The 26,766-nt window shown below is 36.8% G+C and carries 22 protein-coding genes and 1 other annotated feature; of the genes, 4 read left to right on the forward strand and 18 right to left on the reverse strand.

Annotated elements, in window-relative coordinates:
* The first annotated feature begins 82 nt into the window (after window positions 1-82).
* Window positions 83-1,369, forward strand: a complete 1,287-nt coding sequence (locus tag RWM19_RS00685; RefSeq protein WP_313982655.1) for an adenylosuccinate synthase — start codon at window positions 83-85, stop codon at window positions 1,367-1,369.
* An 80-nt stretch (window positions 1,370-1,449) separates the two neighbouring features.
* Here RWM19_RS00685 and RWM19_RS00690 read toward each other — a convergent pair whose 3' ends face one another.
* The 9 genes from RWM19_RS00690 to RWM19_RS00730 all read right to left on the reverse strand — a co-directional run bounded on the left by RWM19_RS00690 (window position 1,450) and on the right by RWM19_RS00730 (window position 11,180).
* Window positions 1,450-3,030, reverse strand: a complete 1,581-nt coding sequence (locus tag RWM19_RS00690) for a hypothetical protein (RefSeq protein ID WP_313982657.1) — start codon at window positions 3,028-3,030, stop codon at window positions 1,450-1,452.
* A 211-nt stretch (window positions 3,031-3,241) separates the two neighbouring features.
* On the reverse strand, window positions 3,242-4,537 hold the full coding sequence (gene purB / locus RWM19_RS00695) for an adenylosuccinate lyase (protein ID WP_313982659.1): 1,296 nt from the start codon (window positions 4,535-4,537) through the stop codon (window positions 3,242-3,244).
* A 38-nt stretch (window positions 4,538-4,575) separates the two neighbouring features.
* Window positions 4,576-5,061, reverse strand: coding sequence for a DUF4358 domain-containing protein (locus RWM19_RS00700; RefSeq protein WP_313982661.1), 486 nt, complete (start codon window positions 5,059-5,061; stop codon window positions 4,576-4,578).
* A 20-nt stretch (window positions 5,062-5,081) separates the two neighbouring features.
* Window positions 5,082-5,735 carry an SMC-Scp complex subunit ScpB gene (scpB, locus tag RWM19_RS00705; RefSeq protein WP_313982663.1) on the reverse strand — a complete coding sequence of 218 codons (654 nt, stop codon included), beginning with the start codon at window positions 5,733-5,735 and terminating at the stop codon, window positions 5,082-5,084.
* A complete protein-coding gene (locus tag RWM19_RS00710; RefSeq protein WP_313982666.1) occupies window positions 5,728-6,471 on the reverse strand; it encodes a segregation/condensation protein A in 744 nt (247 codons plus the stop codon). Before RWM19_RS00710 ends, scpB begins: the two co-directional genes overlap by 8 nt.
* Before the next feature lie 197 nt (window positions 6,472-6,668).
* Window positions 6,669-7,247, reverse strand: a complete 579-nt coding sequence (locus RWM19_RS00715) for an HD domain-containing protein (protein WP_313982668.1) — start codon at window positions 7,245-7,247, stop codon at window positions 6,669-6,671.
* Window positions 7,248-7,388: 141 nt separating this feature from the next.
* Window positions 7,389-9,788, reverse strand: a complete 2,400-nt coding sequence (leuS, locus tag RWM19_RS00720) for a leucine--tRNA ligase (RefSeq protein WP_313982670.1) — start codon at window positions 9,786-9,788, stop codon at window positions 7,389-7,391.
* Window positions 9,789-9,823: 35 nt separating this feature from the next.
* Window positions 9,824-10,015: a binding site (T-box leader), on the reverse strand.
* Window positions 10,016-10,050: 35 nt separating this feature from the next.
* On the reverse strand, window positions 10,051-10,395 hold the full coding sequence (locus tag RWM19_RS00725; protein ID WP_313982672.1) for a NifB/NifX family molybdenum-iron cluster-binding protein: 345 nt from the start codon (window positions 10,393-10,395) through the stop codon (window positions 10,051-10,053).
* 17 nt (window positions 10,396-10,412) lie between these two features.
* Window positions 10,413-11,180 (reverse strand): HAD hydrolase-like protein, encoded by a 768-nt coding sequence (locus RWM19_RS00730; protein WP_313982674.1) that lies wholly within the window; start codon window positions 11,178-11,180, stop codon window positions 10,413-10,415.
* A 65-nt stretch (window positions 11,181-11,245) separates the two neighbouring features.
* On the opposite strand from RWM19_RS00730, the gene RWM19_RS00735 reads away from it, so the two are divergent.
* Window positions 11,246-12,301, forward strand: a complete 1,056-nt coding sequence (locus RWM19_RS00735) for a hypothetical protein (protein ID WP_313982676.1) — start codon at window positions 11,246-11,248, stop codon at window positions 12,299-12,301.
* 45 nt (window positions 12,302-12,346) lie between these two features.
* Here the strand turns inward: RWM19_RS00735 and RWM19_RS00740 are convergent, their stop codons facing one another.
* Genes RWM19_RS00740 through RWM19_RS00755 form a run of 4 tightly spaced genes read right to left on the reverse strand, consistent with a single transcriptional unit; the run spans window position 12,347 to window position 18,178 of the window.
* On the reverse strand, window positions 12,347-13,021 hold the full coding sequence (locus RWM19_RS00740) for a methyltransferase (protein ID WP_313982678.1): 675 nt from the start codon (window positions 13,019-13,021) through the stop codon (window positions 12,347-12,349).
* Window positions 13,011-14,453 (reverse strand): ATP-binding protein, encoded by a 1,443-nt coding sequence (locus RWM19_RS00745; RefSeq protein ID WP_313982680.1) that lies wholly within the window; start codon window positions 14,451-14,453, stop codon window positions 13,011-13,013. The genes RWM19_RS00740 and RWM19_RS00745 overlap by 11 nt, the downstream gene beginning before the upstream one ends.
* On the reverse strand, window positions 14,443-15,111 hold the full coding sequence (locus tag RWM19_RS00750) for a response regulator transcription factor (protein ID WP_294023425.1): 669 nt from the start codon (window positions 15,109-15,111) through the stop codon (window positions 14,443-14,445). The genes RWM19_RS00745 and RWM19_RS00750 overlap by 11 nt, the downstream gene beginning before the upstream one ends.
* Window position 15,112: 1 nt before the next feature.
* Window positions 15,113-18,178: a DNA polymerase III subunit alpha gene (locus tag RWM19_RS00755; RefSeq protein ID WP_313982683.1), complete on the reverse strand. Its 3,066-nt coding sequence runs from the start codon at window positions 18,176-18,178 to the stop codon at window positions 15,113-15,115.
* A gap of 137 nt (window positions 18,179-18,315) precedes the next feature.
* On the opposite strand from RWM19_RS00755, the gene RWM19_RS00760 reads away from it, so the two are divergent.
* Window positions 18,316-19,164, forward strand: a complete 849-nt coding sequence (locus tag RWM19_RS00760; protein ID WP_294023427.1) for a DegV family protein — start codon at window positions 18,316-18,318, stop codon at window positions 19,162-19,164.
* 14 nt (window positions 19,165-19,178) lie between these two features.
* Window positions 19,179-21,773, forward strand: coding sequence for a transglycosylase domain-containing protein (locus RWM19_RS00765; protein WP_313982686.1), 2,595 nt, complete (start codon window positions 19,179-19,181; stop codon window positions 21,771-21,773).
* Between the two features lie 86 nt (window positions 21,774-21,859).
* Here RWM19_RS00765 and RWM19_RS00770 read toward each other — a convergent pair whose 3' ends face one another.
* From RWM19_RS00770 to cmk, 5 genes are all read right to left on the reverse strand, one after another.
* Entirely contained in the window at window positions 21,860-22,798 is a 939-nt protein-coding gene (locus RWM19_RS00770) for a hypothetical protein (protein ID WP_313982688.1), read from the reverse strand.
* On the reverse strand, window positions 22,795-23,598 hold the full coding sequence (locus RWM19_RS00775; RefSeq protein ID WP_313982690.1) for a DUF6612 family protein: 804 nt from the start codon (window positions 23,596-23,598) through the stop codon (window positions 22,795-22,797). Before RWM19_RS00775 ends, RWM19_RS00770 begins: the two co-directional genes overlap by 4 nt.
* Window positions 23,599-23,792: 194 nt before the next feature.
* A complete protein-coding gene (locus RWM19_RS00780; protein WP_313982692.1) occupies window positions 23,793-24,782 on the reverse strand; it encodes an NAD(P)H-dependent glycerol-3-phosphate dehydrogenase in 990 nt (329 codons plus the stop codon).
* Complete coding sequence (der, locus tag RWM19_RS00785) at window positions 24,779-26,092, reverse strand: ribosome biogenesis GTPase Der (protein ID WP_313982694.1); 1,314 nt, start codon at window positions 26,090-26,092, stop codon at window positions 24,779-24,781. The genes RWM19_RS00780 and der overlap by 4 nt, the downstream gene beginning before the upstream one ends.
* Window positions 26,092-26,766 (reverse strand): (d)CMP kinase, encoded by a 675-nt coding sequence (gene cmk / locus RWM19_RS00790; protein WP_294021110.1) that lies wholly within the window; start codon window positions 26,764-26,766, stop codon window positions 26,092-26,094. Before cmk ends, der begins: the two co-directional genes overlap by 1 nt.

Here is a 26,766-nt window from a genome sequence, read left to right on the forward strand (position 1 = left end):
CTATAAACATTGATAAATTTTCCCTATTTTGCCTATATTCAGGTTATATATGATATTATTGTTGCGTTAAAGGAGATATATCATGTCAGGATATGTAGTTGTAGGTTCCCAATGGGGCGACGAAGGAAAAGGAAAAGTCGTAGATTTATTGGGTACTAACGTCAATATGGTAGTTCGTTTCCAAGGTGGTAATAACGCAGGCCATACCGTTGTCGTTAATAATAAAAAAATCATTTTACACTTATTACCATCAGGTATTTTAAATGCAGATGCTACATGCATTATTGGACCTGGTGTCGTTGTAAACCTATCCGTATTATTCAAAGAAATTGATACATTAGAATCACAAGGATTTACATGTGATCACTTAAAGATCAGTGACCGTGCTCACCTTCTTATGCCATATCACGTAAAGATTGATGAATTACAGGAATTACGTGCTGGAGCTGGTAAGATTGGCACAACCAAGAATGGTATCGGTCCATGTTATGCCGATAAATACACACGTATCGGTATCCGTGTTTGTGATTTACGTGATTGGGACGTATTCCAAGAAAAATTAAAAGTAGTACTTGCACAGAAGAACGAAGAAATCGTTAAACTCTTTAATGCAGATCCATTTGATTATGATGAAATGGTAGCTACATTCAAAGAATATAGAGAACGCCTACTACCAATGATTTGTGATGCGACAGATAAGATCAACAAAGCATTAGACGCAAAACAAGTTGTATTATTTGAAGGTGCACAAGCAAATATGTTGGATATCAACTACGGTACATATCCATACGTAACTTCATCATCCCCTACTGCAGCTGGTGTATGTGAAGGTGCAGGTGTATCCCCACGAAAACTAGACCATATCATCGGTGTAACAAAGGCTTACTCCACGCGTGTTGGTGAAGGTCCATTCGTTACCGAGTTACAAGGTGATGATGCACATGCTTTACGCGAAAAAGGCTCAGAGTATGGTGCTACTACCGGAAGACCACGTCGTGTAGGTTGGTTAGATTTACCAGTTGTTCGACAAGCTGTATTAATTAATGGTCTAACTGAAATGGCACTAACAAAACTAGATATCCTAACAGGCTATGAAAAGTTACCAGTTTGCGTAGGCTATGAAATCGAAGGCAAAGAGTATGATACAGTCCCTGCTTCCCTAAAGGACTATGCAAAAGCAAAACCAGTTTACAAATACTTCGATGGCTGGACAGAAGATATATCGAATGCTAGAACATTTGATGAGTTACCTGCTAACTGTCAAAAGTATGTACGCTTCATCGAAGAATACACAAGTACAAAGTTCTGCCTTGTATCCGTTGGACCAGATCGAAACGCAAATATCGTATTAAGAGATATTCTTAAATAAATATTGAATCCATATCACTTTCTGATATGGATTTTTTCATATAAAAAGTCGACAGAATATTTCTATCGACATTTTTAGTTTTAGAAAATTTGATTAGATTTGTATCTATTTACGGCTGTAATAGTAAATCCTATACAAGCCGCAAGAATAGCTGCTACATATCCAGAAAGATTTGTAGTATCTGCTGTCTTTGGTGTTGGAGTTGGTACAGGTGCCAAAACATATTCATAAACAACATGTGTTGTGCCTTCTAATAATAATCCTGAAACAAGAGATGTTGCACTTGGTCCAACTAGATTATAAACATCACCATTATATGTAATTGTTTGTGGTAGTTCAGACGTATTTTCTGCTGTATCATACATTCCTAGGGAACCATCTGCGTTGAAAAGTGGACGTAATGTTGTATCCACATAAGATGGTTGAAGTTGTGTTGATGTACCTTGAATAACATAATCAACAACTACATCACCAAACTGTACCATTGATACATCCTGGTCAGCCATATCCTCCGATACTGGTGCGTAGTATGTAGTTGCAGGAGATGATCTTCTTAAAGTAAATATATCCACATAGTTAAAGAATGTAGAAGCGTTGATATTTGTATCATTTGGAATCGTTCTCCAATCACCATTATTTGGTGTGATATAAGTATTTGGATTTGATACTGATTTGATTAAATGACCATCATTTACATATTCATCAGTAATTAAGGATACATTCGATAAACCACCTACATTTTCTGGGCCACCATTCATTGTAACTGTATGATTAATGTATTCTTCCAATGATTGGCATCCAGATTCATATCCACGAACTGTCGAAGTTCCATCACTTGCCTTCCACTCAGCTCTAGCATCAAGTGGTAAATACTTGATGTTCTTCGCTTGATCCATTGGTATAGTAACTTGTACTAAAACTGCCTGGCTATTATTTTGCGTTGTATACAAGTTATAAGACTTCACTACTTCAGCGTCTTGAAGATAGTCATTGCCTGATAATGTATATGCTTTTTTGCCAGCTGCTAATTCTTCAGCTGTTGGAATACCATAATCATCTCCACCTGAATAATCCGCTTCATAATAGTCAACAATTGACATCGGTACATTAACATCTACCGGATTACCACTTGCGTCTCTAGTACCAATTAATGTAAACTTCACAACCGCATTATCAATGTTTGGTATACGAATGAGTACATCACTTACTGTTTGTCCCTCATCACTTGTATGCAATCTTTGATAAGCGACTGTAAAACTATATGTAACGCCAGTACCATCTTCACTAAGTGTTGCTGGTAAACCTTCGACGTTAACATAACCACCAATATCGACAATATTGTCTACTGCAGCTATGCCAGAACTAGCAGTTGAAACTGAAGTTGAAGATGGTGTTGAGATAGCACTAGGTAAAGATTGTGTACCTGTTACAGGTGCTGTTGGAGTAGCTGTTGTAGTTGTTGGAGTAGTTGTTGGAGTAGTTGTTGGAGTAGTTGTTGGAGTTGTTGGAGCAGTAGTTGTAGTTGATTCTGAAGTAGCAGCTGGACTAGCTTGCGTTGTTGCTGTATTCGTTTCTTCTGCATAAGCCACTTGGTTACCTACAAGCACCAAAGCAGTTGAAATTGTCAATCCTAGACGTAATGATTTAAGATATTTTTTCATTGACTTAGTGTCCTCCGTTTTTGTTATTCTCAACATATGATTTTCAACTTTTAAACCATAATGCAGATATTTTACGGTGTCTAAAAACCTTTGTCAATGCTAATGCAACTACATTAAAAATAACTTAAATATTTTACATTTTGTTGTTATTTTCATAAATAAAAACTGCATGGAAATTCATCCATACAGCCTTCATTATAATCTTGTAATTTTAAAGAATTCCAACACGTTTATAGATTGTGTCAACGTTACGTACATGGTACATTGGGTCGAAACAATCATCAATTTCTTCTAATGTTAAGGTACTTGTTACATCAGAATTTGCTAACATCAACTCTTTGAAATTGAGATTATTTTCCCACGCTTTAATTGCCTGAGGTTGTACCGTATCATATGCCTTTTCACGTGACCAACCTTTTTCAATGAGTTTTAACATAAAACGTTGAGAGAAGATAACGCCATTGGTTAGCCAGATATTCTTCTTCATATTTTCTGGGAACACTGTTAGATCCTTTAGAATTCTTCCAAAGCGATTTAACATGTAATCCAATAGTTCTGTTCCATCGGCGCAAATAATACGTTCTACACCGGAATGAGAAATATCTCTTTCATGCCATAGTGGAATATCTTCATATGCTGCTAGCATATATCCACGCATTACTCTTGCAGCACCACAAATATTCTCTGAACCAATTGGGTTACGTTTATGTGGCATTGCACTAGAACCCTTTTGTCCTTTATTGAAATGTTCTTCTGCTTCGCGAACTTCCGTTCTCTGTAAGTGACGGATTTCAGTTGCCATCTGTTCTAAGGATGAGGCAATCAAGCCCAAAATTGCGAAGTAATGTGCATGACGATCACGTTGTAATACCTGTGTTGAAATCGCAGCACTTTGGATACCTAACTTTTCACATACATAATCTTGTACGAATGGTGGAATATTTGCAAATGTTCCGACTGCACCAGAAATCTTACCAGCTTCAACATCCTTACATGCTAGTTCAAAGCGTTCTAGATTACGCTTCATCTCTTCATACCATAGTGCAAACACTAGACCGAAAGTTGTGATTTCCGCATGTACACCATGCGTTCTACCCATCATTACAGTATCTTTGTATTTCAGAGCATTTGTCTTAAGAATATCCATAAATGTATGAATATCTTCACGTAAAATTTTATTTGCATTCTTGAAGCGAATACCATTTGCAGTATCTACCACATCAGTGGAAGTTACACCATAGTGAATCCACTTTTTTTCTTCACCAAGACTTTCAGATACACATCTTGTAAATGCGACTACGTCATGTCTTGTTTCCTGTTCGATTTCTAGAATACGGTTTACATCAAATTTTGCATTTGTACGAATCTTTTCTACATCCTCAGCCGGAATTTCACCTAGCTTTGACCAAGCTTCATCAATGAGAATTTCCACATCTAACCAAGCCTGGAATTTTGCTTCCTCACTCCATACATCACGCATTACCTGTCGGGAATATCTTTCAATCATAGCCTCTCTCCTTTTTTCATTAGAAACAACTGCCTGATTTATTTTTCAAGTATGTCATTTACATACTTGCGTGCATCCTCAATATTATCAGCAACAACTAGCACAATAACTCTACCATTATCCTCCAATACTGCATTTGATATCTTAAATACTTCGGTTGGATAATTATTTTCAATCGTTACTTTTTGTGAATCTAAATATGTCAATAAGTGTTGGCGAAGTACATCAACACTTGTATCTTCATCTGCCACAAAAACAGCTATTGTATTCGAGTTTCCTTTATCGCTGGCAAGATAAGCAACCTTATCATCTGTTAAATCTTCACCTTGCATAAAGACACTATCCATAACCTTATCACTTACTTGTTCCATAGAGTCTGATAAGTTCAATTTTCGTAGTAATTGGGAAGCGACTTTTCCTGCGTCTAATACACGATTTGTATCACGAGTCACAGAAGTGTTATGACGAGCAGTACAACCTACTAGGAAACAAAACGTTATTACAACGATCAATTTCTTCAACATGAATCTAATCCTCTTCTCCATTAAGAATGGAATAATTCCCCATTATCTGCATCTTCTGTACCAAATTGTGGAAGCTCTGGTAATTCATCTAAACTCAATAGTTTAAAGGAATCTAAGAATTCATCTGTTACAGAATATAGAATTGGTCTTCCTGCCGCTTCACTACGACCATCTTCTTGAATTAAGCCTCTCGCTACTAACTTACGTAACATCACATCTGCACCAACACCACGAATTTCTTCAATTTCAACACGTGTGATTGGTTGTTTGTATGCGATGATTGCCAGTGTCTCTAAAGCCGCATTGGAAAGTTTGGCTTCGGTAGAAGTTTGGAATAATTTTTTAGCAGCCTCATGAATAGATGCCTTGGATAAGAAACGATATTTCTCACCAAAACGTGCTATTTCAATACCACGACTTTCTTGTAAGTAGTATTTCTGCAGATCATCAAATAGTTCTGCCACATATTCTTCGGTCGCATCCATAGACGCAGCAGCCTGCTCAACCGATAAACCATCATCCCCACAAAGGAATAATAGTCCTTCTAATATGGCAAGCATACGCTCCTTTGGATCTGGTTGTTGTTCTTCTGATGATGAAGTTGTTTCATCAAATTCTTCATCCAATACAGCAGCGTTATCTTCTACGATTGTCTGATTTTCCATCTCACTCATTCACCATCTCTCCTCTTCTAAACCAAATTACTTCTTGTTCATCAACCGTAAAGAATAACTTATGTTGACGAGCAAGATCTAATACAGCTAAAAATGTCGCAATGAACATCTGCGGTTCATGCACATCATCTAATAATGCCTCAAAGCGGAAGGTTTCAGGTAGATGGTCTAACTTTGCACGGACTTCAATCTGACGATCTTCCATTGAGATTTCTTTGACTGTATAACGTGCTTCTATCGGTTTAGACAACTGCATACGCATCAAGATACGTTTCATTGCCTTCATCAAATCATAAGGATTTCCTTCAACCTTTAACTCTTCATCAGAATGTTTCATCCATTGATCAACTTCCGTACTAAGAGGTCTACCCATCATCATTTGACGTTCTTCAAATAAGGTATTTAAGCTTTCACTAATTTCCTTATATTGCTGGTATTCCAACAAACGACGAACCAAGCGTTCCTTTGGATCTTCCTCATACGCATCTTCTAACTCTTCCTTATTACCAGGAATCATTTTCTTAGATTTATATTCGATTAAAGTAGCCAACTCCGCCAAATACTCACCCGCAATCTCTAAATGCAATTGTTGCATAGAGTTTAAGTACGCAATGTATTGGTCAGTTAATTCGTTCATATCTAGGTCCATTAAATCCATCTGTTTCTCTTTGATCAGATGTAACATCAAATCAAGTGGACCATCAAATTTTTCTATCGTTACCTTGAATTCTTCCATATTTTTTACCTTTTGCATTATATCAAATAATCCCCTATCTAACCATATCAATCTGATGTTACCTACAATGGTAAATAAAAACTACCCAAAGGTAGTTTTAATCAATCCATGATAGTACCATTTTTAAATTATTTACTTCTACTTTAGTTTCTATTCTTTAAAAATGGAATTTATATTTTACTTGAAAACAATTACTGTTATAGATATAAACCTTTTTTGATACTTTCCTTAACTAACTCTTCCGTCAGTTTCCATAATTCTTCCGATTCATCTTTTATAAATTTTTTCTTTTCTAATACCATATCAGCACTAATATTATCTGGATTATAATTTGGTTCTGATACTTCTAAGTGATTGATAAGTGGTACAAGTGCATCGATTACTCTTGCATATCTTGCTTCAGAACTCTGACCTTTTTCAAATTCCAACCAGGAATTTTTCATATTTAAATATTGTTCTTCTGGAAGAATGCTCATGGTTTGATTGATAGATTCTAGTTCTCTATCATGTGAGTGAACTTTATTTTTATCATCAAACACCCAAGTATCTCCCGCATAAATCTCCCCCAAATCATGAATCAGTAACATCGAAATTACCTTTTCTATATTTAACTTTTCAGGATAAAAATCTTTAAGAACCATCGCAGATATCGCACATTGCCAAGAATGCTCGGCACTATTTTCAAATCTTCCATCAAGGGTTCTGTTAAATCTTGTTACTGTCTTTAATTTCTCTATTTCTTTAATAAAATCAACTGCTTGATTCAAATTACTCATAGTAATTTTAACCTCCTGGTATATTCACCTTGAAATCATCCATAATTTATTTTTTGGATTATATCAAACAATCTACTATCCAACAATATTAATATGATGTTACCTATGATGATAAATAAAAAACTACCCAAAGGTAGTTTTTTATCCAACAACAATATTTACAATACGATTTGGCACAACAATAAGTTTACGTACTGTCTTTCCTTCCATCTGTGCTTGTACAGACGGTATAGCTAGTGCCATCTCTTCTACAACCTTCTTATCTTCGTCGATATTTGCCATGAATTTACCACGAACCTTACCGTTGACCTGTACAACCATTTCAACTTGATTCTTTACAAGTTTACTTTCATCGTATGTTGGCCAAGCTTCAAATGTCAGAGTAGTATCATGACCTAAGAATTGCCATAGTTCTTCCCCTAAATGTGGCGCATAGCACGCAAACATTTGTACAAAGCCTTCCATATATGGCTTGTAGAGAGTTTCAGCCTTATAACATTCATTGATGAAAATCATCATCTGTGAAATAGCTGTATTGAGATTCAAGCTTTCGATATCACTTGTGACCTTCTTAACAGTCGCATGATATACTTCATCCAAGGAACCATCATTTGTATCACTTAGTTTATCAGACTCTACAATTAAACGATGAACACGCTCTAACCACTTGTGCGCACCATCTACGCCTTGTTCACTCCATGGCTTGCTTGCTTCTAATGGTCCCATAAACATTTCGTATAGACGTACAGTGTCTGCACCATATTGTTCAATTAATACATTTGGATCAATCGCAAACTCTGGATAACGCTTACCCATCTTAATACCATTTGCACCTAAAATCATACCTTGGTGAACCAATTTCTGGAATGGTTCTTTTGTTGAAACGATACCCTTATCATAGAGATAACGATTCCACATACGAGAGTACAACAAGTGTCCTACTGCGTGTTCTGGTCCACCAACATAAAGGTCAACCGGCATCCAGTGTTTCAGTAGTTCTGGATCTGCAATAGCCTTATCATTCTTTGGATCAATATAGCGTAAGAAGTACCAGCTACTACCAGCAGACCCTGGCATTGTACTTGTTTCACGCTCTCCCTTAATACCATTAATTGTTACATTTACCCATTCTTCATCTTTAGCAAGTGGGGATTGTCCACCCTTACTTGGTTTATAGTCATCTAATACCGGAAGTACGAGTGGTAACTCCTCATCACTGATTGCCACATAGCGATCATCTTCAAGATGAACGACAGGAATAGGCTCACCCCAATATCTTTGACGTGCAAAAATCCATTCACGAATCTTATAGTTGATCTTCTTTTGACCGATATTGTTAGATTCTAACCATTCGATCATCTTATCAATGGCATCCTGCTTATTTAAACCATCAAGCCATTCTGAGTTAATGTGTAAACCATCTTGTGTCCAAGCTTCTTGCGTTACATCACCACCAGCTAGCACTGGAATAATTTCCAAACCAAACTTCTTCGCAAAAGCGTAGTCTCTTTCATCATGGGCAGGTACTGCCATGATTGCGCCTGTTCCATAGCTTGCTAGTACATAGTCAGAAATCCAAATAGGAATCTTCTTTCCATTCACTGGGTTAATCGCATATGCACCTGTAAATACACCTGTCTTATCTTTGTTTAGTTCTGTACGTTCCAAATCAGATTTTGTTGCACATTCTTTACGATACGCTTCTACTGCTTCCTTTTGCTCGCTACTTACAATTTTGTCAACGAGAACATGTTCTGGAGCGAGTACACAGTATGTTGCGCCAAACAATGTATCACAACGAGTTGTAAATACAACAAAGCTATCATCATGACCATCAACCTTAAACGTTACTTGGGCACCGATTGACTTACCAATCCAGTTGCGCTGAATTTCCTTTGTGGACTCTGGCCAGTCAATGGACTCCAGACCTTCCAGTAACTTTTCAGCATATGCTGGAATATCGATTACCCATTGACGCATATTCTTACGAACAACTGGATATCCTCCACGTTCACTCTTACCATCAATGACTTCGTCATTTGATAGTACTGTTCCCAACTCTTCACACCAGTTTACTGGCATATCAACACACTTTGCTAGGCCATCTTCAAAAAGACGTTTAAAAATCCATTGTGTCCAGTGATAGAAAGAAGGATCTGCAGTAGAAATCTCACGGTCCCAATCATAACTAAAACCAAAAGCACGTAACTGCTTCTTAAATGTCTCAATATTCTTTTCGGTAAATGTAGCTGGATTATTACCTGTCTTAATCGCATACTGTTCTGCTGGTAAGCCAAAGGCATCAAACCCCATTGGATGTAATACGTTAAAACCCTGCATACGCTTCATACGACAGATAACATCCGTCGCTGTATATCCTTCTGGATGACCTGCATGCAAACCAGAACCAGATGGATATGGGAACATATCTAACGCATAATACTTAGGTTTAGAAAAATCATAACCATCTGTTTTAAATGTTTGATGTTCATCCCAATACTGTTGCCACTTCGCTTCAATCTTCTTGTGATCAAATGCCATAATCAATCTCCTTCTCAAAATAAAAAACGTCCCACTCTAAGGACGTTATATACGCGGTACCACCTTAGTTTATGATTGAAAATCAATCATACACCTCAAATCTTCTTTAACGCAGAAGATACGTTTGCTCAAAAGGTGAGTTCATGTAGATCATCATACCGTGTCACATCAACCCACGGCTTTCTGGAAATGAATCACTCACTACTATTCTTTATCACTGCATTACCAATATATTAACAATCATCATCTATTTTTTCAATGCTTAATGATGACATCCACAATGATGTGCAATATTTGCATTATATATAAGTGTACCGTTTAGATAAGCACTAACAGCCTCATCCGCATTTCCACTTACCCCACCAAATATCCTAACGCCATGCGAAGCTAAAGCTTCCTGTACAGGCATACCATAGCCCCCTGCAATAACTACAGTAGCTCCTAAGTCAAATACCATTTGACACATTATCACATGACCATGACCGCTTGTCAGGTAATCTTGTGTATGTATAATCCGATTCTCTTCAATCTCATAAAGACGAAACATTGGTGTATGACCAAAATGTTGATAAATCATTTCATCTTCAATAGGAACTATAATCTTCATTGAAGTCCTCCAAAAAATTAACGTAATATTCCTGTTAAATCATCCAAGATGTAATCTGGATGAAGTTCATCATTTATACCTTGTTTCATCATCTCTTCACTACCAGCTACATAGAATGTAAGCATTCCTAACTGTAATGCAGGTACAATATCTTTCTTAAAGCGATTTCCTATCATGATTGTTTCACTTAAGGAATATGGTAGATGCGTACTTGCAGACTTCAATAGAATCTTTGTACCGCAACCAAAGTTCATCGCTTTTACACCAGCCGCATACTCTAGCATACGCACAATCGTACCATTACCAATCTTTTCAACTTGATCTACCATTTGAATACGACGATGATCAACTGACACAAGTTGGCTACCTTTTCTTAACTGTGTAAAAACATCCTGATATTCATCGTAAGATAAACTACTATCCATTCCCACAAAGAAATATTGTGGATGATGATGTGTAATATGAAAGCCTGTATCGCTTAATACTTGACGAATCCCTTTACCACCGATGTAATCCACATCGATTGCCTTTTTATCATGAGTGACGATATACTCTACTGCAGCCATTGTGGAAGTATAGATATTCTCTTTTTTAACACCATGAATTCCACAAGATTCTAACTGATTTAAGATATCATCAACCGTTACAGAAGAACGTTCTGTCAAAATCAAATAACTGATATTCTCCATTTGGAATGCCTGAATGAGTTCCTTAGCACCTGGCATGGCTTGTTTTTGTTGCATCAATGTTTCTAATTGTATGATATAGCCTTTACTTGTTAACATTTTCTTCCCTCGTGTGCTTATTGTATCACATAGATGTGGTATGATAATACACGCGAGGAAAACACATGAAACAAATACAAAAGATATTACTGATTTTGGGTATTATATTCGGTTTAATTCTATATCTATTGGTTGATGCATTCTTACTTTCACCAAGTAAGTTTACAGTGCGTTACCAGACACTTACATCGGATAAGATTCCACAAGATCTTAGTAACACTAAAATCTTATATGTATCTGATATCTACTATGGCAATCACATGAATCAAAGTCGTTTGCAAAAATTAGTGGATACCATCAATCGCATTGCTCCTGATGCGGTAGTATTTGGAGGAGATATCTACGCACCTAACGCAACAATCACAGCAGACTCTGATGGTGAAGTTGCAACAGCACTATCTTCCATCAAAGCTCCACTTGGTAAGTTTGCGGTATTAGGTGATCAAGACTGTGCAACTGCAGATATCAAATCACATGTATTATCCATCTTACAAACTGCAAACTTTGAAGTGATTTCCAACAGTTCTGTATCGATACATAATGGTTCATCAGGTTTTATTACATTAGTCGGACTTGAAAATGAATTAAACAGTACTCCAGATATAAATACAGCTTATGCAAATGTAAGTAGTGATAACTATGTCATTACCGTTTGCCATACCCCAGACACTGCATCACTAGTACCTCTTGATACAACAGATTACTTCTTAGCAGGTCATTCTTTAGGTGGTCAAGCATATTACCTCTTAGGAGCCTACTATGCACCTGAAAAGGCAGTCAATTATCTGCGTGGAAAACACTTAATTCAAAATTCATTTATGCTCGATATCACAAATGGAGTCGGTACAATCGGTGTTGATATGCGTTTCTTAAGTCCAGCTGAAGTTGTATGCTACACCCTAAAATCAACAGCACCCGCAACAGAAACAAATACAACGCCAGGAATATTCAATGATAACCCACAGGCAACACCAACCCCAACACCTGAAACCACTCCAGAATCTACACCAGAGCCAACAATAGAACCAACTCCAACACCAGAGGCTACGCCAACTTTAACCCCTACACCAGAGTCTGATCCTAACGCTACACCAACACCTGTTCCAACCGTAGCACCATAATTATCATAAATAAAAAATCCACCAATTGGTGGATTTTATCATGTTTTATTCAATTGTCGGAAATGTACTACGATCATCCAAATAGACTGGTGCACCAACCATGCATTCATGTGTTGTTGCAAACTGAAATTCAATTAGCACAGTTTTCGCAGCTCCACCAAGATGATCATAGGCAAACGTCACTTTTACCGGTAACATACCCACTCTACTAGCATATTGATATAACTCATTATATCTACTTGCACGATGTACAAGATAGAATGAACCATTCGACTTTAACAAATGTTTCACCGCCGTAAATAGTTCGCTAAGTGGTAAATTTTCTTCATGCCGACCTGCTCTTTTATACTGATTTACATTCATCAAGTTTTGATTGGTTGTAGAAAAGTATGGTGGATTACATGCAATGACATCAAAGGGCTGATCTTTATAATCTTGAATCTTGCATGCATGTAATTGAGCATTTACTTTATAACGTTCTAAATTTTGTCTTGTTAGTTCAAATACTTCCGAAAATAAATCTACCCCTACCAGTTCTTTCGGTTTTCGTAATGATGCATACAGTAAGATAGCACCTGTATTACAACCAATCTCAAGAAAGCGATGTTGGTGTTTGATACGCAGAAATCGACCAAGTAACTCTGTATCAGAGTTCATACGGTAGAACTCAACCCCTTGATTGATAAGAAATTCTGTTCCGCCTAAATAATCAAGCTTCATGTGTTTCCCTTAGTTCAAACCAGAATGTTGAACCCTTTCCAACAATACTCGTAACACCATACTGTGCATCATGTGCATCTAAGATTGCTTTGACAATCGCTAGACCTAAACCTGTATTTAACTGATTCCGTGAGAAAGAACGCGATGTTTTATGATAACGATCCCATACGTATGGTAGTTCACTTTCAGGGATTCCTTCGCCATCATCACGTATCTCAAAATGCATCGTTTCTTCATCAGGCTTACGATAAGCTTGTATCGTGATGTGCTGTCCTGCAGCAGTATGCTTTAATGCATTGGTTAAGAAGTTTGTAATAACCTGTCCTATCTTCACTTCATCCGCATAGATATAAAGTGTTCCTGGAATCTTTAGCTCCACAATCTGTCCACCTTGGGTAATAGACTTTTGATTTAACTCGATAATTTCACGGATTTTATTCGCCAAATCCATATTTGTACGATTGAGAACATAATTGCCTGATTGCATCTTAGCAAGCTCGCTCATATCATTGATAAGTCTAGTCATATAATCCGTCTCTTTAATAATGACTCCTAAATGTTTATCACGTTTAACCGGGTCATTACCAGAGATATCTCGAATCATTTCTGCGTATGCACGAATGTCCGTCATAGGCGTACGAATATCATGTGATACATTTGCCAAAAGATCTCTTCTTAACTCATCAATTTTAGATAGTTGGCGATTTGCTGTATTCAAACTATTGGCAAGTTGTTGTAGTTCTGTTAAGGACCCACCATCAAAATGCGCACTATAGTCCGCTTGTGATAGTTTCACAGCTTCTTGTTTCATACGAATGATAGGATCGGTTACCAAACCCGAAATCATCAAAGCTACAATGGAAGCCACGACAATCACAATCATCGTATAGAGTGCATATTGTCGTGTAAAAAACGTTACAACGCTATCAATAGGCTCAAGTGCAGTATTAACAAACAGATAATAATTACCAAGGTTTTCACGGATATGACGTGCATAGATAATCATCTCCTGTCCAGTACGCTCATTTGTCATATTCATACTGAGTTCGCCATTCTGTAATTTACTGTCAATCGTTGAAAGGTCCAAAAGACCCTGAATCTCTTCGGACTTAGGATCTTGTAAAGCGCAACCTGCGCCTAAACTATCTGCACTGTAAATTTTTGTCCCACTGTCATTATAGATAGCGATACAAACGTTATTATTGACCGCTTCACGAATCGCAGACTCCACTCCATTTCCACTTGCATTATTTTTAATTAATGTTTGTTGGATGTGATCAGCGACGGTACGTACTGCCGCAATCTTAGAATTACGATAATATGGACGAATTAAGCCAGTTTGTAATAAAGCGATAAATAACGTAATGCCAACGGCCATCGTAAAGAACGCTAGCCACAAACGAAAGCGGATACCATGTGTATCAAGCTTCAAACTTATACCCCATTCCACGAACTGTTGTGATGAAATCACGGTAAGGACCTAAGTTATGTCTTAGCATCTTGATATGTGTATCAACCGTGCGATCATCGCCAAAATAATCATAATTCCATACTTCTACTAATAAAGTTTCACGTGAGAGCGCAACATTTGGATGTGTTGCTAGATAAAGAAGTAAATCAATTTCTTTTGGTGTTAATGGAGCCTTTTCCCCATCAACGGTTACAACTCTACCAAGCACATCAATCTGTAATCCCTTAAAGTTCATCACATCGGAATTTGTCTGCGTCTTTTTACCACGCTCTAAAACAACCTTAATGCGCGCAATCAATTCCTTAGGTGAGAAAGGTTTTGTGACATAATCATCTACACCTAATTCAAAACCAAATAACTTATCATATTCCTCTTGTCTTGCGCTTAACATAATTACAGGAACTTGGTCAATATTCTTAATTTGTTTACAAGTAGAAAAACCATCTAACACCGGCATCATCACATCTAAGATTACACAATCAAAATGTGTATTCTTTACTTTCTCGATTGCCACCAGACCATTCTCTGCTTCTTCTGTTTCAAAACCATTGATTTCACAATACTCACGTACAACTTCACGGATATTTGCTTCATCATCTACAATTAAAATTTTTGCCATACTATTTCTGCCTTACTATTTCTATTTGATTTGCTAAAAAGGAAGCTTCATCTTGAATTTTAGCATAAAACTGTATATATACACCCTTCACTAGATACTGACTATATTGCGCATAGAGATTTGGCATGACTGCCATATCACTTTCACCAGTTTCATCAGTTAGTTTTAGGAAGCACATTAAGTCCCCTTTACGAGTACGAATTTGTCTTGCACTTTGAATATACGCAAATCCACGGTACAAACCTCGATTACTATTTAATTCCGCTAGTGGAGGATATGTAATTCCTAGTTTTTGTCTTAAATGAACGATTGGTTGTTCACCTAGATTAAATCCTAGTGCAGCCTTTTCATTTTCACTGAGTTCTTCTTGGCTATCTTTCATACGAATCACAACCGGTTTGGAAACAAGTTGTGGATCGATAGATAATTGTGTGCCAAAAGGTACTTGTATCAACTTTGCATACTTAATAGCATCATCTAAGGTATTCAACATTGTAGTTCTACCTAAATCAAAATCATCAAGTGCACCTGCTGATATCAAACGTTCTAGTTGGGTTCGATTGATTTTGCGTAACACAACTCTTGCGACAAAGTCAAAGTAATCACTAAAATTTCCGCTCTTGTTACGTTCATCAAGGATTGTTCTAGCCGCTAATGTTCCAACATCTTTGATAATAGAGAGCGGTAAAATAATCGACTTTCCATTGTGATAATAAATATCTGTAGAACGATTTACATCAGGCGCTTCAATAGAGATATGCTTTCTTCTACATTCTGTAATATAGATTGCACTCTTAGTACTATCCCCAATCACACTATTTAGAATTGATGTATAAAACTCTAATGGATAGTTTGCCTTTAGATACGCCAATTGATACGCAACTAATCCATACGCAACCGCATGTGATTTATTAAATCCATACCCAGCAAACTTTTCTGCTAAATCAAAGAGATCACTCGCCATTTGATCACTATAACCATTCTCTTTACATCCACGAACATATTCTTGTCTTAATCCAGCTAATTCTTCCTCGTTCTTTTTTGAAATAGCCTTACGAAGAATATCCGCTTTAACGAGTGAAAACTTCGCCGCAATCTGCGCCATCAACATAACTTGTTCCTGATAGATTGTAACACCATAGGTTTCCTTTAGAATCGGTTCTAATTCCTTCGATGGATATACAACCGACGATGGATTCTTTCTACCTTCCAAATAAACATTGATTTGATCTTTTGGACCAGGTCTAAAAAGCGCTAAAGCCGCAATAATATCCTCAAAACAATTTGGTTTCATCTTCCGTAATAAATTACGCATACCATCCGATTCAAACTGGAAAACTCCAATTGTATCTGCTTGTGCAAATAAACGATATGTTCTTGCGTCATTTAACGGAATCGATAAAATATGAAAATCTGGATTATTCTTATGAATCATCTGTACAATTTCATCAATCGTTGTCAGATTCTTAAGCCCAAGGAAATCCATCTTAATAAGACCTCTTTCCTCTAAGTAATTTCCAACAAACTGCGTTGTTTTCATACCTTCCGACATTTGTATTGTTGGAATGATTTCTTCAATCGGCTTTCCTGACATGACAATACCAGCCGCATGAATACTCTTATTTTTTGGAAGTCCTTCTATCTGCTTTGCCATATTAAAATAGTTCATTAATTGAGGACTTGCATTGAGTAATACACGTAATTTTTCTTTTTGTTCATACGCTTTCTCAAGCGTAATCTTTGGTGTCTGTGGAATCAAACCAACAATCATATCAATCTCACGCTTCGAAATATCCATCGCTTTACCAACATCACGTAAGACAGCGCGTGCTGCTAAAGTATCAAATGTAATGATGTTGGCAATATGTTGTTCACCATACTTTTGATATACATAATCAATAATTTCTTGGCGATGAATATCCGGAATATCTGTATCGATATCTGGCATCGATACACGTTCTGCGTTTAAAAACCGTTCAAATAATAGATTATATTGTAAAGGGTCTACCATTGTTATCCCCAAACAATACGCAACCAAAGAACCAGCAGCGCTACCTCTTCCAGGTCCAATATAAATTCCCTTTTGTCTTCCATAACGAATAAAGTCATAGACAATAAGGAAATAGTCTTCAAAGCCCATCTGATGAATGACCTGCAATTCATGCTTTAAACGTTCGACATACACTGGTTTTAGATCACCATTCAAACGTTTTTTCAATCCCGCAAGACATAATTGCGGTAAGTATTGTTCTGCAGTAATACCATCTTTTAACGGGAATAAAGGTATACCTGTCTTTTCTAAATTTCCATCACAATGACATTCACTAGCGATTTCATCGGCTCTTTGTAAGTCATCCGCATCATAGATTTTTTCCATTTCAGGAATTGATAAAAAATATCTTCCTGTAATTGGAGTTACATTCTTATCTTTCAAGGTTGTACCCTGCTTGATGGCTGAAAGTACCTTTAATGTTTCATAATCTTTTTGGCCAAGATAATAGATTTTATTTACAGCAACTGTATGAATTCCTTGTGCATTTGCTAACGCTTTTAACAAAGCATTCTTAGAACGCCATAAAGATGTTTCTTCGTATGAAATTGCAATGTCAAAAGAAGGTAATTCCGATTTCATCTGTGCTAATTTCTGTGTGATTCCAGTACGATCTTCACTGATGAGTTCTGCGTCAAAATATCCACCTTCACCATAGACAATGAGGAAATTATGTTCACAGTATTGAAGCAGTTCTTCATATGTGGCATACTCTCTCCCATCGCATAATATAGAGGATAGCTTCATCAAGTTTGTATAGCCTTTATTATTTTTTGCAAGCAATAAAAACGGAACTTTCTGTTCGTGATAGAAAACATCAACTTCTAATCCAATTATCGGGTGGATTCCCTCTTTCTTGCATTCATGCAGAAAACGCGCAACGCCATGCATCACATGATGGTCGGTCAAAGCGACACTTTTATATCCATATTTTTTCGCTGTTGAAACAAGCTCTGGAATGCGAATTGTGCTATCCAGTAATGTGTAGCAGCTACGTACAAATAGATGTGTAGTCATATAACTATTATACCTTATGGCGATACTAATAAGAAATAACTTAAGGGAAAAGTTAATGTTGTCATTAAAATTAAAAAAAGAGACGAAACTGCGATATAATATTAAATGATACATTTTTAAAAGTGAGGTCAATCAGTATGAAAGTTGCATTTGTTACAGATAGTGGTACTGGAAAATCTATTCACGAATACGCAGAACAAGGAATCATTAGTCTTCCATTGCAAATCAGCGTAGATGATACAACATATCAAGACATGGAAACATTGAATCGAAATGACTGTATTCGCTTGATGAAGGAAGGAAAAGTTCTGACAACTTCCCAACCATCTGCAGGTATTATTGAAGAATGTTTTGAGAGTCTCAAGGCACAAGGTGTTGAATTAATCATCGCCGTACCTATTTGTAATGGACTTTCTGGCACAATCAGCACAATGACCGCAATTGCGAATAGTTTAGATATTAAGATTATTTGTATTGATACATATGTTACGGCAGTTGTACAAGATTATCTGATTACAAATATTAAGAAGTGGTATGACGAAGGAAAGTCTCATCTCGAAATTCAAATCTTAGTTGAAAATATTATCAACTCAACAAATACATTACTTGTCCCAGAGACTTTGGAACAGTTTATTCGCGGAGGTCGTATGACACCTCTTGCGGCAAAACTAGGACAACTTTTAAAGATTATCCCAGTTTTACAGATTAACAAAAAAACTGCAGGTAAAGTTGATACTCTAACAAAAGTTCGAACTTTCCGCAAAGCGCTTAGCACAGCAGTAGATGAAGTTGCAAAAGATAACCCAGATGAGAATACACTCATCACAATTGCACATGTCGCAAATATTTCTGAGGCAATGAATCTATACCATACAATGTCAGAGCGCTTCCCTAGCGCAAAGATTCAGGTCATTGAATTACCTAATGCAATTGCGGTACATACTGGTATTGGTTGTATTGCAATTCAATATTTTAAAACCTGCTAAGAAATGGAGGTTCTATGGCACAAAAGAAAAAGTCATTTTTGCCTGACTTTGATCATCCGGAAAAAGTAGAACAGCCAGATGAAAAGCAGCGCGAAAAATTACGAAAACAATACATACGTAAATTACGTTGGCAGAAGATTTTGACTGTATTTATGGTTTTGGTAGTCAGTATTTATGTCGTTGGTGGCATCTATGCCGTACGTTATGCTAATAAACTGTTAAAAGGAATGCCAACGTTAAACGTAGATGATTTAATTAGTACAGAATCCTCAAAAATCTATGATGGTAACGGTACACTACTAACGGAAATCGGTACCTACTATCGTGAAAATATTCCTTACGAACAAATGCCGGAATCCTTAATTGATGCATTCTTATCTGTTGAGGATTCACGTTTCTTTGAACACAATGGATTTGATATACCACGTTTTACGAAGTCTATACTAGAAACTGTTTTACATCATAATACACAAGGTGGTTCTACATTTACGATGCAGTTAGTTAAGAATACTTACTTCTCCATCGAAGATGGCGACAACAGTACAGAGCGCTCTGCTACCCTTTCCTACAAAGCACAGCAGATTGTTCTGAGTATGCAATTAGAAAAGCAACTCAGCAAGCGAGAAATCTTTGAGTTATATGTAAATAAATTAAACTTTGGTGATCGTATCCGTGGTGTACAAAAAGCAGCTCAATACTACTATGGCAAAAATGCAAACCAACTTACACTTGCGGAATCTGCATTACTTGCTGGTATTATCAATTTACCAAATACCTATAACCCATATAACTATCTAGACTACGCAACACAGCGTCGTAATAACGTATTAGATTTAATGCAATACCATGGCTATATTACAAGTGAAGAATGCGCATTAGCCAAATCAATCAAAGTCGAAGATACGCTTGTTGGTAAATCTAATTTCAATACAGGCAACACCCGTTTCGCATCTTATTTAGATGTTGTGCTAGATGAAGTACAACGTATGACAGGACTTGACCCATTATCAACCGGTATGTCTATCTATACCGCATTAGATCCAACGATTCAAACGGAAATCGAAGCCATTCAAAATGGTGAAGTTGTTAACTTTGAAAGTGACCTTGTTCAGTTAGCGATGATTACTTTAAATAACAAGAACGGCGAAATCGTTGGTGTTGGTGGAGGTAGAAACTATGGTGGTGATGGTGGATCACGACTATTAAACCGTGCTCTACAACAATACAAACAACCAGGTTCTAGTATTAAACCTGTATTAGAATACGCTCTTGCATTTGAATATTTAGGTTTTTCATTAGATGAAGTCTTGATTGATAGACCAATTACCTATCCAGCAGAACAACGTGTTCTTGTAAACTATAACGGAAAATATGAGGGTGATGTTACATTAAAAGATGCAATGGCAAACTCCTTAAATACCCCTGCAATCCAAACGTTAGAGAAAGTTACAGCCAAGATTGGTTCTGACGCAGTTGTCGATTACCTTAAGAAGATAGGCTTCTCGCAAGTAAAATATGGTAATTATCACCTATCCTACGCAATCGGTGGCAACGACTTTACTGCTTCTGTAGCTGAGATGGCAGCTGCACATGCAATGTTAGTGAATCTAGGTGTTTATAACGAACCACATACTATCCGTCGTATACAAACTGATGACGGTAATGTATATGAACCGCAGAATCAGAATATTCGTGCACTTTCTTCCGGTAGTGCCTACCTCGTAGACCAATTGATGGAAAATAACGTTAATCAAAACAAGTATTATAACCATATGCAAATATTACAGAGTGGTTATCCAGTCTATGCAAAGACTGGCACAACCGACTGGGGCAATGATGGTTTACAATACGGAATTCCAAGTGGTGCCGCAAAAGATAAATGGATGATTGCGAGTACATCTCAATATACCAATGCAGTATGGTATGGATTTGATCAAGCAATTGATGGTGAAATGACGTACTTCCCTACTTGGCGAGACCTGAATACACCTGGGCAAATCAATCGTCACATGCTAGACATTGAATCCTATATCTCTCCAGATACAATTGGAGGTGTATCTCAACCAAGTGATGTACAAGATGTAACTTACCTTTATGGTACATATCCACACGTTGCAAATGATGGTTCAAGTTATGGCGGTAAGACAATAACTTCGCAAGTATCATCAAGCGGTTTAAATTACACACCAACACAATACGCAAGTTCTTATCGTAACAATAGCAGTTATTTAGCAGGACTTAACGCTTCTATTTCAAATGGAATTGTGTATATTAATTGGCTGACTCAAGATACATGTTCTGGTAGCCGTAATATATCTCTCAAAGATAACTATAACAACATTTCTAAATCTGGTGCTTGCCTTGCATACAACAGTTTCCTACAAACATCTGCAAACGGTAAATTCTATGCAGATTTATATCAGGATGATGTCTATATCACTTCAGTAACAAGTAAGACGAACATGTATGCAGGTCTACCAGAATATTTCAAAGGAAAAGTCAAAGCTTGTGGTTACTTTGTGACAAGTAGTGGTAAGAAATCAGATACCATCTGTACAGATGCTGGTTATTATGATCCAGACGCTACTGCCGCAAAGGATGCAAAATAAACAATAAGAATCTATAGCGATATAGGTTCTTTTTTTATAAACAAAAAGCGAATAATAGAAATACATCTATCATTCGCCACTGTATACTACTTTCCCTCTGCCATAAGCTGTTTTACAGGGTCTGGTGTAACAATCTCGTTGACTTGGTTAATACCACTGATATATAGCTGGAAATTATCCTCAGTAGACATCTTTGTTTTTGTTTTCTTGTTGTCATATTGTGTGTCAATTGAAATATTTACTTCACTAGGAACAAGTTTAAACTCTCCATTTTCCATCTTTTCAAGTACAAGATGAATTTGTAAATCGATAGATGTTATACTATCTTTTTCAGATTCAAAAAGTCCACTATCTAAGAACGTTGATCTAAATGCAGAGACAACATCATAGTTATCTGTTGCATCTCCTTTAAAGTCTAGAAATACAAATTGTTCATCTTCTGCTCTCGTAAACTGATCCGCAAATGTTTCACATAACTTATAGAATTCATCACTATGGCCCACCTCCGGATCTTTCTCTTCATAAATACCTTCCAAAGACTTTTTCCAGCTGTTTATATTTTGCCATCCCAAATCCCTTCTATCATTAATATAACTGGCGTAGCTAACCCCTTTGCTAGGAGAATAGTAAAACAGTCTATATCGATAATAGGCCGGTTCCGTAACCCTAAGAAGGCTTTCATCAATGCTATCCTTATAACCTTTACTTTCATCATAATCAGCAAAGTGACGATAGAATTGCTCATAATATGTTTGTGGCTCAAATATAATTTCCCCTTGTCTACCAAACATTGTAAAACCATACTGTCTTGTTTGTCTATATTTTTGCAGGTTCTTAGTATAATAAGAACTCTCATATTTTAAACTTTTTGCATCATGAAGAATTGTTGCAAAATTCATAACATCTTCAGCCGCATGTTCTGTAGATGTTTCTGCTGCAGAGTCCTCTGGTTTTCGACAAGCAGAAACAGTAACTGCTAAAACAACCGTAAGGAATGTCAGAAAGATAGTTCTTATATGTTTCATTTTAGTTCCCCCTCATCCGAAATTGCATTTTCAACTCCACTAGGAGCTTCTACATGAATTCCAGAGTTAATATTAGAATATGTCACTTGACTAACCATTTTCTCCTTTGAAGATGAATACGAACGTCTAGAACATGTAAACGTAACTGATAATGGTGTATAGTCTTTTTTCGATACTGTTAAGTCAATGTTTAATTCTGCACTTTTATCATCAGGAAAAAAATGAAAGCGATTATTTGCTGATGTAGCAAATAAATCTGAATTTTGACTCAAGAAATCTATATCAGAATTTTGATAATGTATTGTGATAGTTTCTTTATCTTCTGTAATTGTAAATTGATCTTTTATTGTTCTGAAATATGAAATCGCATCACGCTGGATTCCAACTGGCCTTTCTTGTTTATCTGTATCGTATTTCTTGCGTTTCCATTGCGATTGAGTTTCTAATTTGTAATATAACTCACCATCTTCATAATAATAATCATAAACAACACCAGCTTCATTCTTAAATTTACCTAAAATAAGATCTTGTCTTAGGTAAAATGTACCCGTAAATTCTTTTTCATTGTGATACGAAGCTGGTTCACCTGGCAATGGAGTAGAATGTTTACCGTCTTCTGTATTAACGATATGTATTTCACCTGTCTTCATTCTTTCAAAGCCTTGAAGAACCTTATCAATCTTTTCTTCATCTGCTGCTTGCTTATTTGCATTCTTACTATCAAAAGGATTACATCCAACTAAAGTAGTAATCATCAACAAGCCCAAAATACTCATAAGTATCTTTTTAAAGTTAAGCATTAAACATGACCTCCTAATCATATACCCCCACAAGTTCCATCATAATTATAAATATAAATCAGAAATATCACAATTTTACGACTTATATTAATCACTCTCAAATAAGAAAAGATAACAGAATAAAACGTTGTATTTTTTTCATTTTGTTTGATTTTTGATAATAAATAAGGACATCTATATAGATGTCCAATATACTATTCTGCCTTTAAATCTCTTGCCATTAGATCTTTCATTGCATCTAATGGTGCTTTTCCTTCATAAAGTACTGCATATACTTCATTTGTGATAGGCATTGAAATGTTACGTTTCTTCGCCTCTTCATAAACAACTTTACATGCAAATACACCTTCTACAGTCTTTTTGTTTTCTTCCCAGAACTTCTTCGCGCCTTTATCTAGACCAATCTGATATCCAGCCATAAAGTTACGGGAATGACGTGATGTACATGTAACAATCAAGTCGCCTACTCCATCAAGTCCAAGATATGTTTCTTGTTTACCACCTAAGGCAACACCATAACGAGTCATTTCCGCAAGACCACGTGTCATAAGACCAGCTCTTGCATTATCACCCTGTCCACTACCTTCTAAGATACCACTAGCAATCGCCATGACATTCTTAATCGCAACACCAATTTCTGCACCAATCACATCCGCATTACGGTATACACGGAAATATTGGTTGGAAAATAAGTGCTGTACCGTCTTAGCTGCTTCTTCATTATCGCTTACCGCATTAACAGAAGTCATCAAACGTAGAATAACTTCTTCAGCATGGGATGGGCCAATCAATGATACGATAGCCTTACACTTTTCTTGTGGGACAATCTTAGAAATCACAACACTCAAGCGTTCATGTGTAACAGGATGAAATCCTTTTGCTACATTGATTATGATTGCTGGTTTTGTTAGATGTTGACTAGCTTTTGTCAGTACTTCTTCAAGTGCCATTGTTGGAACTGCCGCTAATACTACATCCGCATCTGAAACAACAGATAAATCTGTACTTGCATGAATATCATGGTTAATTTCTGTATCAAAAAACTTTGTATTATGATGATTGACTTCAATATCTTCAACTTCACGTGGATCAATTCCCCACATCATAACTTCCTGTTGATTATCGGCTAAAACCTGTGCCAAAGCTGTACCCCAGCTACCTGTTCCTAATACACATATTTTCATTCGGATACCTTCTTTCTAACAACAATACGAATTGGTGTACCACTAAAATCAAATGCTTGACGTAATGAATTCTCTAAGAATCGTTCATACGTAAAGTGCATGAGTCTTGGATCATTACAGGAAAGTACAAATGTAGGTGGTTGAATTGATACCTGTGTACCGTAATATACACGGAAACGTTTTCCATTACGAGCTGGGGCTGGAGTTGTAATCTGTGTATCCGTAATCACTTCATTAAGGATATTTGTAGCGATACGACGGCAAGAATTTTCATATACTTGATCAACAACCGGAATAATTGTATCTACTCGTTGATGTGTTAAAGCACTTACGAATACAATAGGCGCATAACTAAGATAAGCAAATTCAATACGAATACGTTCAATGAACGCATTCATTGTCTTATCATCCTTCTCAACTGCATCCCACTTATTGACAACGATGACAATTGGCTTACCAGCTTCACAAGCATATCCTGCAACGTGTTTATCTTGTTCACGGATACCTGCTTCACCATCAATGACAAATAAAGCTAGATCACAACGTTCAATCGCTGTCATTGCTCTTAGTACAGAATACTTTTCAACAGATTCATATACTTTACCACGCTTACGAATACCTGCTGTATCAACGATAACATATGGTTTTCCTTCATAAACAAATGGTGTATCAACCGCATCACGCGTTGTTCCTTGTACGTTAGAAACAATGGAACGTTTCTCTTTAAGAATTGCATTTACAAGTGATGATTTACCAACGTTTGGTTCTCCAATAACAGCAATGTGAATACCTGTATGCTTATCATCTTTGTCCTCTTCAGGCATCAAGCGTAAGCATTCATCCAAAACATCGCCAATACCAATACCATGTACACCAGATACAGCGATTGGATCACCTAAACCAAGGTTATAGAACTCATAGATATTCATCATACGAGTTGAATCATCAATCATATTTACCGCAAGAACAACCGGTTTTGTCTGTTTCTGCAAAATCCCTGCAATATAGGAATCATCATCCGTCATACCCATCTTGCCATTTACAACAAAGAGAATAACATCAGCTTCATTCATTGCAATCTGTACCTGGGCACGGATTTCTTCTTGATAAGGTTGATCTGCTAATTGGATACCACCTGTATCAATCAGCTGGAACTTCTTTCCAGTCCATTCACCAGTCGTATAAATACGGTCACGTGTTACACCAGGAAAATCTTCCACAATAGATACACGAGAACCCGCAATACGATTAAAAATTGTTGATTTTCCAACATTCGGACGACCAACAATTGCGATTACTCCACTATGCATTACAAAACCTCCTTTTCAATAAAAGGCTTAGCAAGATCATAGATACGTTCTGTTACTTCTTCGATTGACATATCACTTGTGTCAATTTCAACCGCATCATCTGCTTTTTTGAGTGGCGAATTAGCACGTGTCATATCTTGTAAATCGCGTTCTGCGATTTCCTTCGCTATTTCTTCAATACTTCCAGTCGGAATATTCTTAGCGATATTCTGATCATATCTACGCTTTGCACGGGCCATTGGCGTAGCTGTCATATAAATCTTCACTTCCGCATCTTTTAAAACTACAGTTCCAATATCACGGCCATCCATAATAAAGCCCTTCTCTTTTGCCATTTCTTGTTGGCGTGCAACAAGCATACGACGTACATTTGCTAGCTTAGATACAAGACTTGCTGCTAGGCTTATCTCATTCGTACGAATTTTATCAGATACATCTTCTCCATCCAATAAGATAGAACCATCCGTCAATAACTGAATCTTCGTATGTTCTAACATTTTACATACAGCCTCTTCATCTTCCAAACAAATATGATTTTGTAAAGCCTTATATGCTGTACTACGATACATCGCACCTGTATCTAAATGTACATAATTCAATTTTTTTGCCAGACACTTAGCAATGGTACTTTTTCCCGCTGCACCAGGTCCATCAATCGCAATATTTATCTTCAT

It is taken from the genome of uncultured Solobacterium sp., from assembly GCF_963517755.1.
In the GTDB taxonomy this organism is placed as follows: Bacteria; Bacillota_I; Bacilli_A; order Erysipelotrichales; family Erysipelotrichaceae; genus Bulleidia.

Bases quoted from the DNA above. Each gene is read 5' to 3' on its own strand.
- RWM19_RS00685 (WP_313982655.1), top strand. From the start codon at position 83: ATGTCAGGATATGTAGTTGTAGGTTCCCAATGGGGCGACGAAGGAAAA.
- RWM19_RS00690 (WP_313982657.1), bottom strand. From the start codon at position 3,030: ATGAAAAAATATCTTAAATCATTACGTCTAGGATTGACAATTTCAACT.
- purB (WP_313982659.1), bottom strand. From the start codon at position 4,537: ATGATTGAAAGATATTCCCGACAGGTAATGCGTGATGTATGGAGTGAG.
- RWM19_RS00700 (WP_313982661.1), bottom strand. From the start codon at position 5,061: ATGTTGAAGAAATTGATCGTTGTAATAACGTTTTGTTTCCTAGTAGGT.
- scpB (WP_313982663.1), bottom strand. From the start codon at position 5,735: ATGAGTGAGATGGAAAATCAGACAATCGTAGAAGATAACGCTGCTGTA.
- RWM19_RS00710 (WP_313982666.1), bottom strand. From the start codon at position 6,471: ATGGAAGAATTCAAGGTAACGATAGAAAAATTTGATGGTCCACTTGAT.
- RWM19_RS00715 (WP_313982668.1), bottom strand. From the start codon at position 7,247: ATGAGTAATTTGAATCAAGCAGTTGATTTTATTAAAGAAATAGAGAAA.
- leuS (WP_313982670.1), bottom strand. From the start codon at position 9,788: ATGGCATTTGATCACAAGAAGATTGAAGCGAAGTGGCAACAGTATTGG.
- RWM19_RS00725 (WP_313982672.1), bottom strand. From the start codon at position 10,395: ATGAAGATTATAGTTCCTATTGAAGATGAAATGATTTATCAACATTTT.
- RWM19_RS00730 (WP_313982674.1), bottom strand. From the start codon at position 11,180: ATGTTAACAAGTAAAGGCTATATCATACAATTAGAAACATTGATGCAA.
- RWM19_RS00735 (WP_313982676.1), top strand. From the start codon at position 11,246: ATGAAACAAATACAAAAGATATTACTGATTTTGGGTATTATATTCGGT.
- RWM19_RS00740 (WP_313982678.1), bottom strand. From the start codon at position 13,021: ATGAAGCTTGATTATTTAGGCGGAACAGAATTTCTTATCAATCAAGGG.
- RWM19_RS00750 (WP_294023425.1), bottom strand. From the start codon at position 15,111: ATGGCAAAAATTTTAATTGTAGATGATGAAGCAAATATCCGTGAAGTT.
- RWM19_RS00755 (WP_313982683.1), bottom strand. From the start codon at position 18,178: ATGACTACACATCTATTTGTACGTAGCTGCTACACATTACTGGATAGC.
- RWM19_RS00760 (WP_294023427.1), top strand. From the start codon at position 18,316: ATGAAAGTTGCATTTGTTACAGATAGTGGTACTGGAAAATCTATTCAC.
- RWM19_RS00765 (WP_313982686.1), top strand. From the start codon at position 19,179: ATGGCACAAAAGAAAAAGTCATTTTTGCCTGACTTTGATCATCCGGAA.
- RWM19_RS00770 (WP_313982688.1), bottom strand. From the start codon at position 22,798: ATGAAACATATAAGAACTATCTTTCTGACATTCCTTACGGTTGTTTTA.
- RWM19_RS00775 (WP_313982690.1), bottom strand. From the start codon at position 23,598: ATGCTTAACTTTAAAAAGATACTTATGAGTATTTTGGGCTTGTTGATG.
- RWM19_RS00780 (WP_313982692.1), bottom strand. From the start codon at position 24,782: ATGAAAATATGTGTATTAGGAACAGGTAGCTGGGGTACAGCTTTGGCA.
- der (WP_313982694.1), bottom strand. From the start codon at position 26,092: ATGCATAGTGGAGTAATCGCAATTGTTGGTCGTCCGAATGTTGGAAAA.
- cmk (WP_294021110.1), bottom strand. From the start codon at position 26,766: ATGAAGATAAATATTGCGATTGATGGACCTGGTGCAGCGGGAAAAAGT.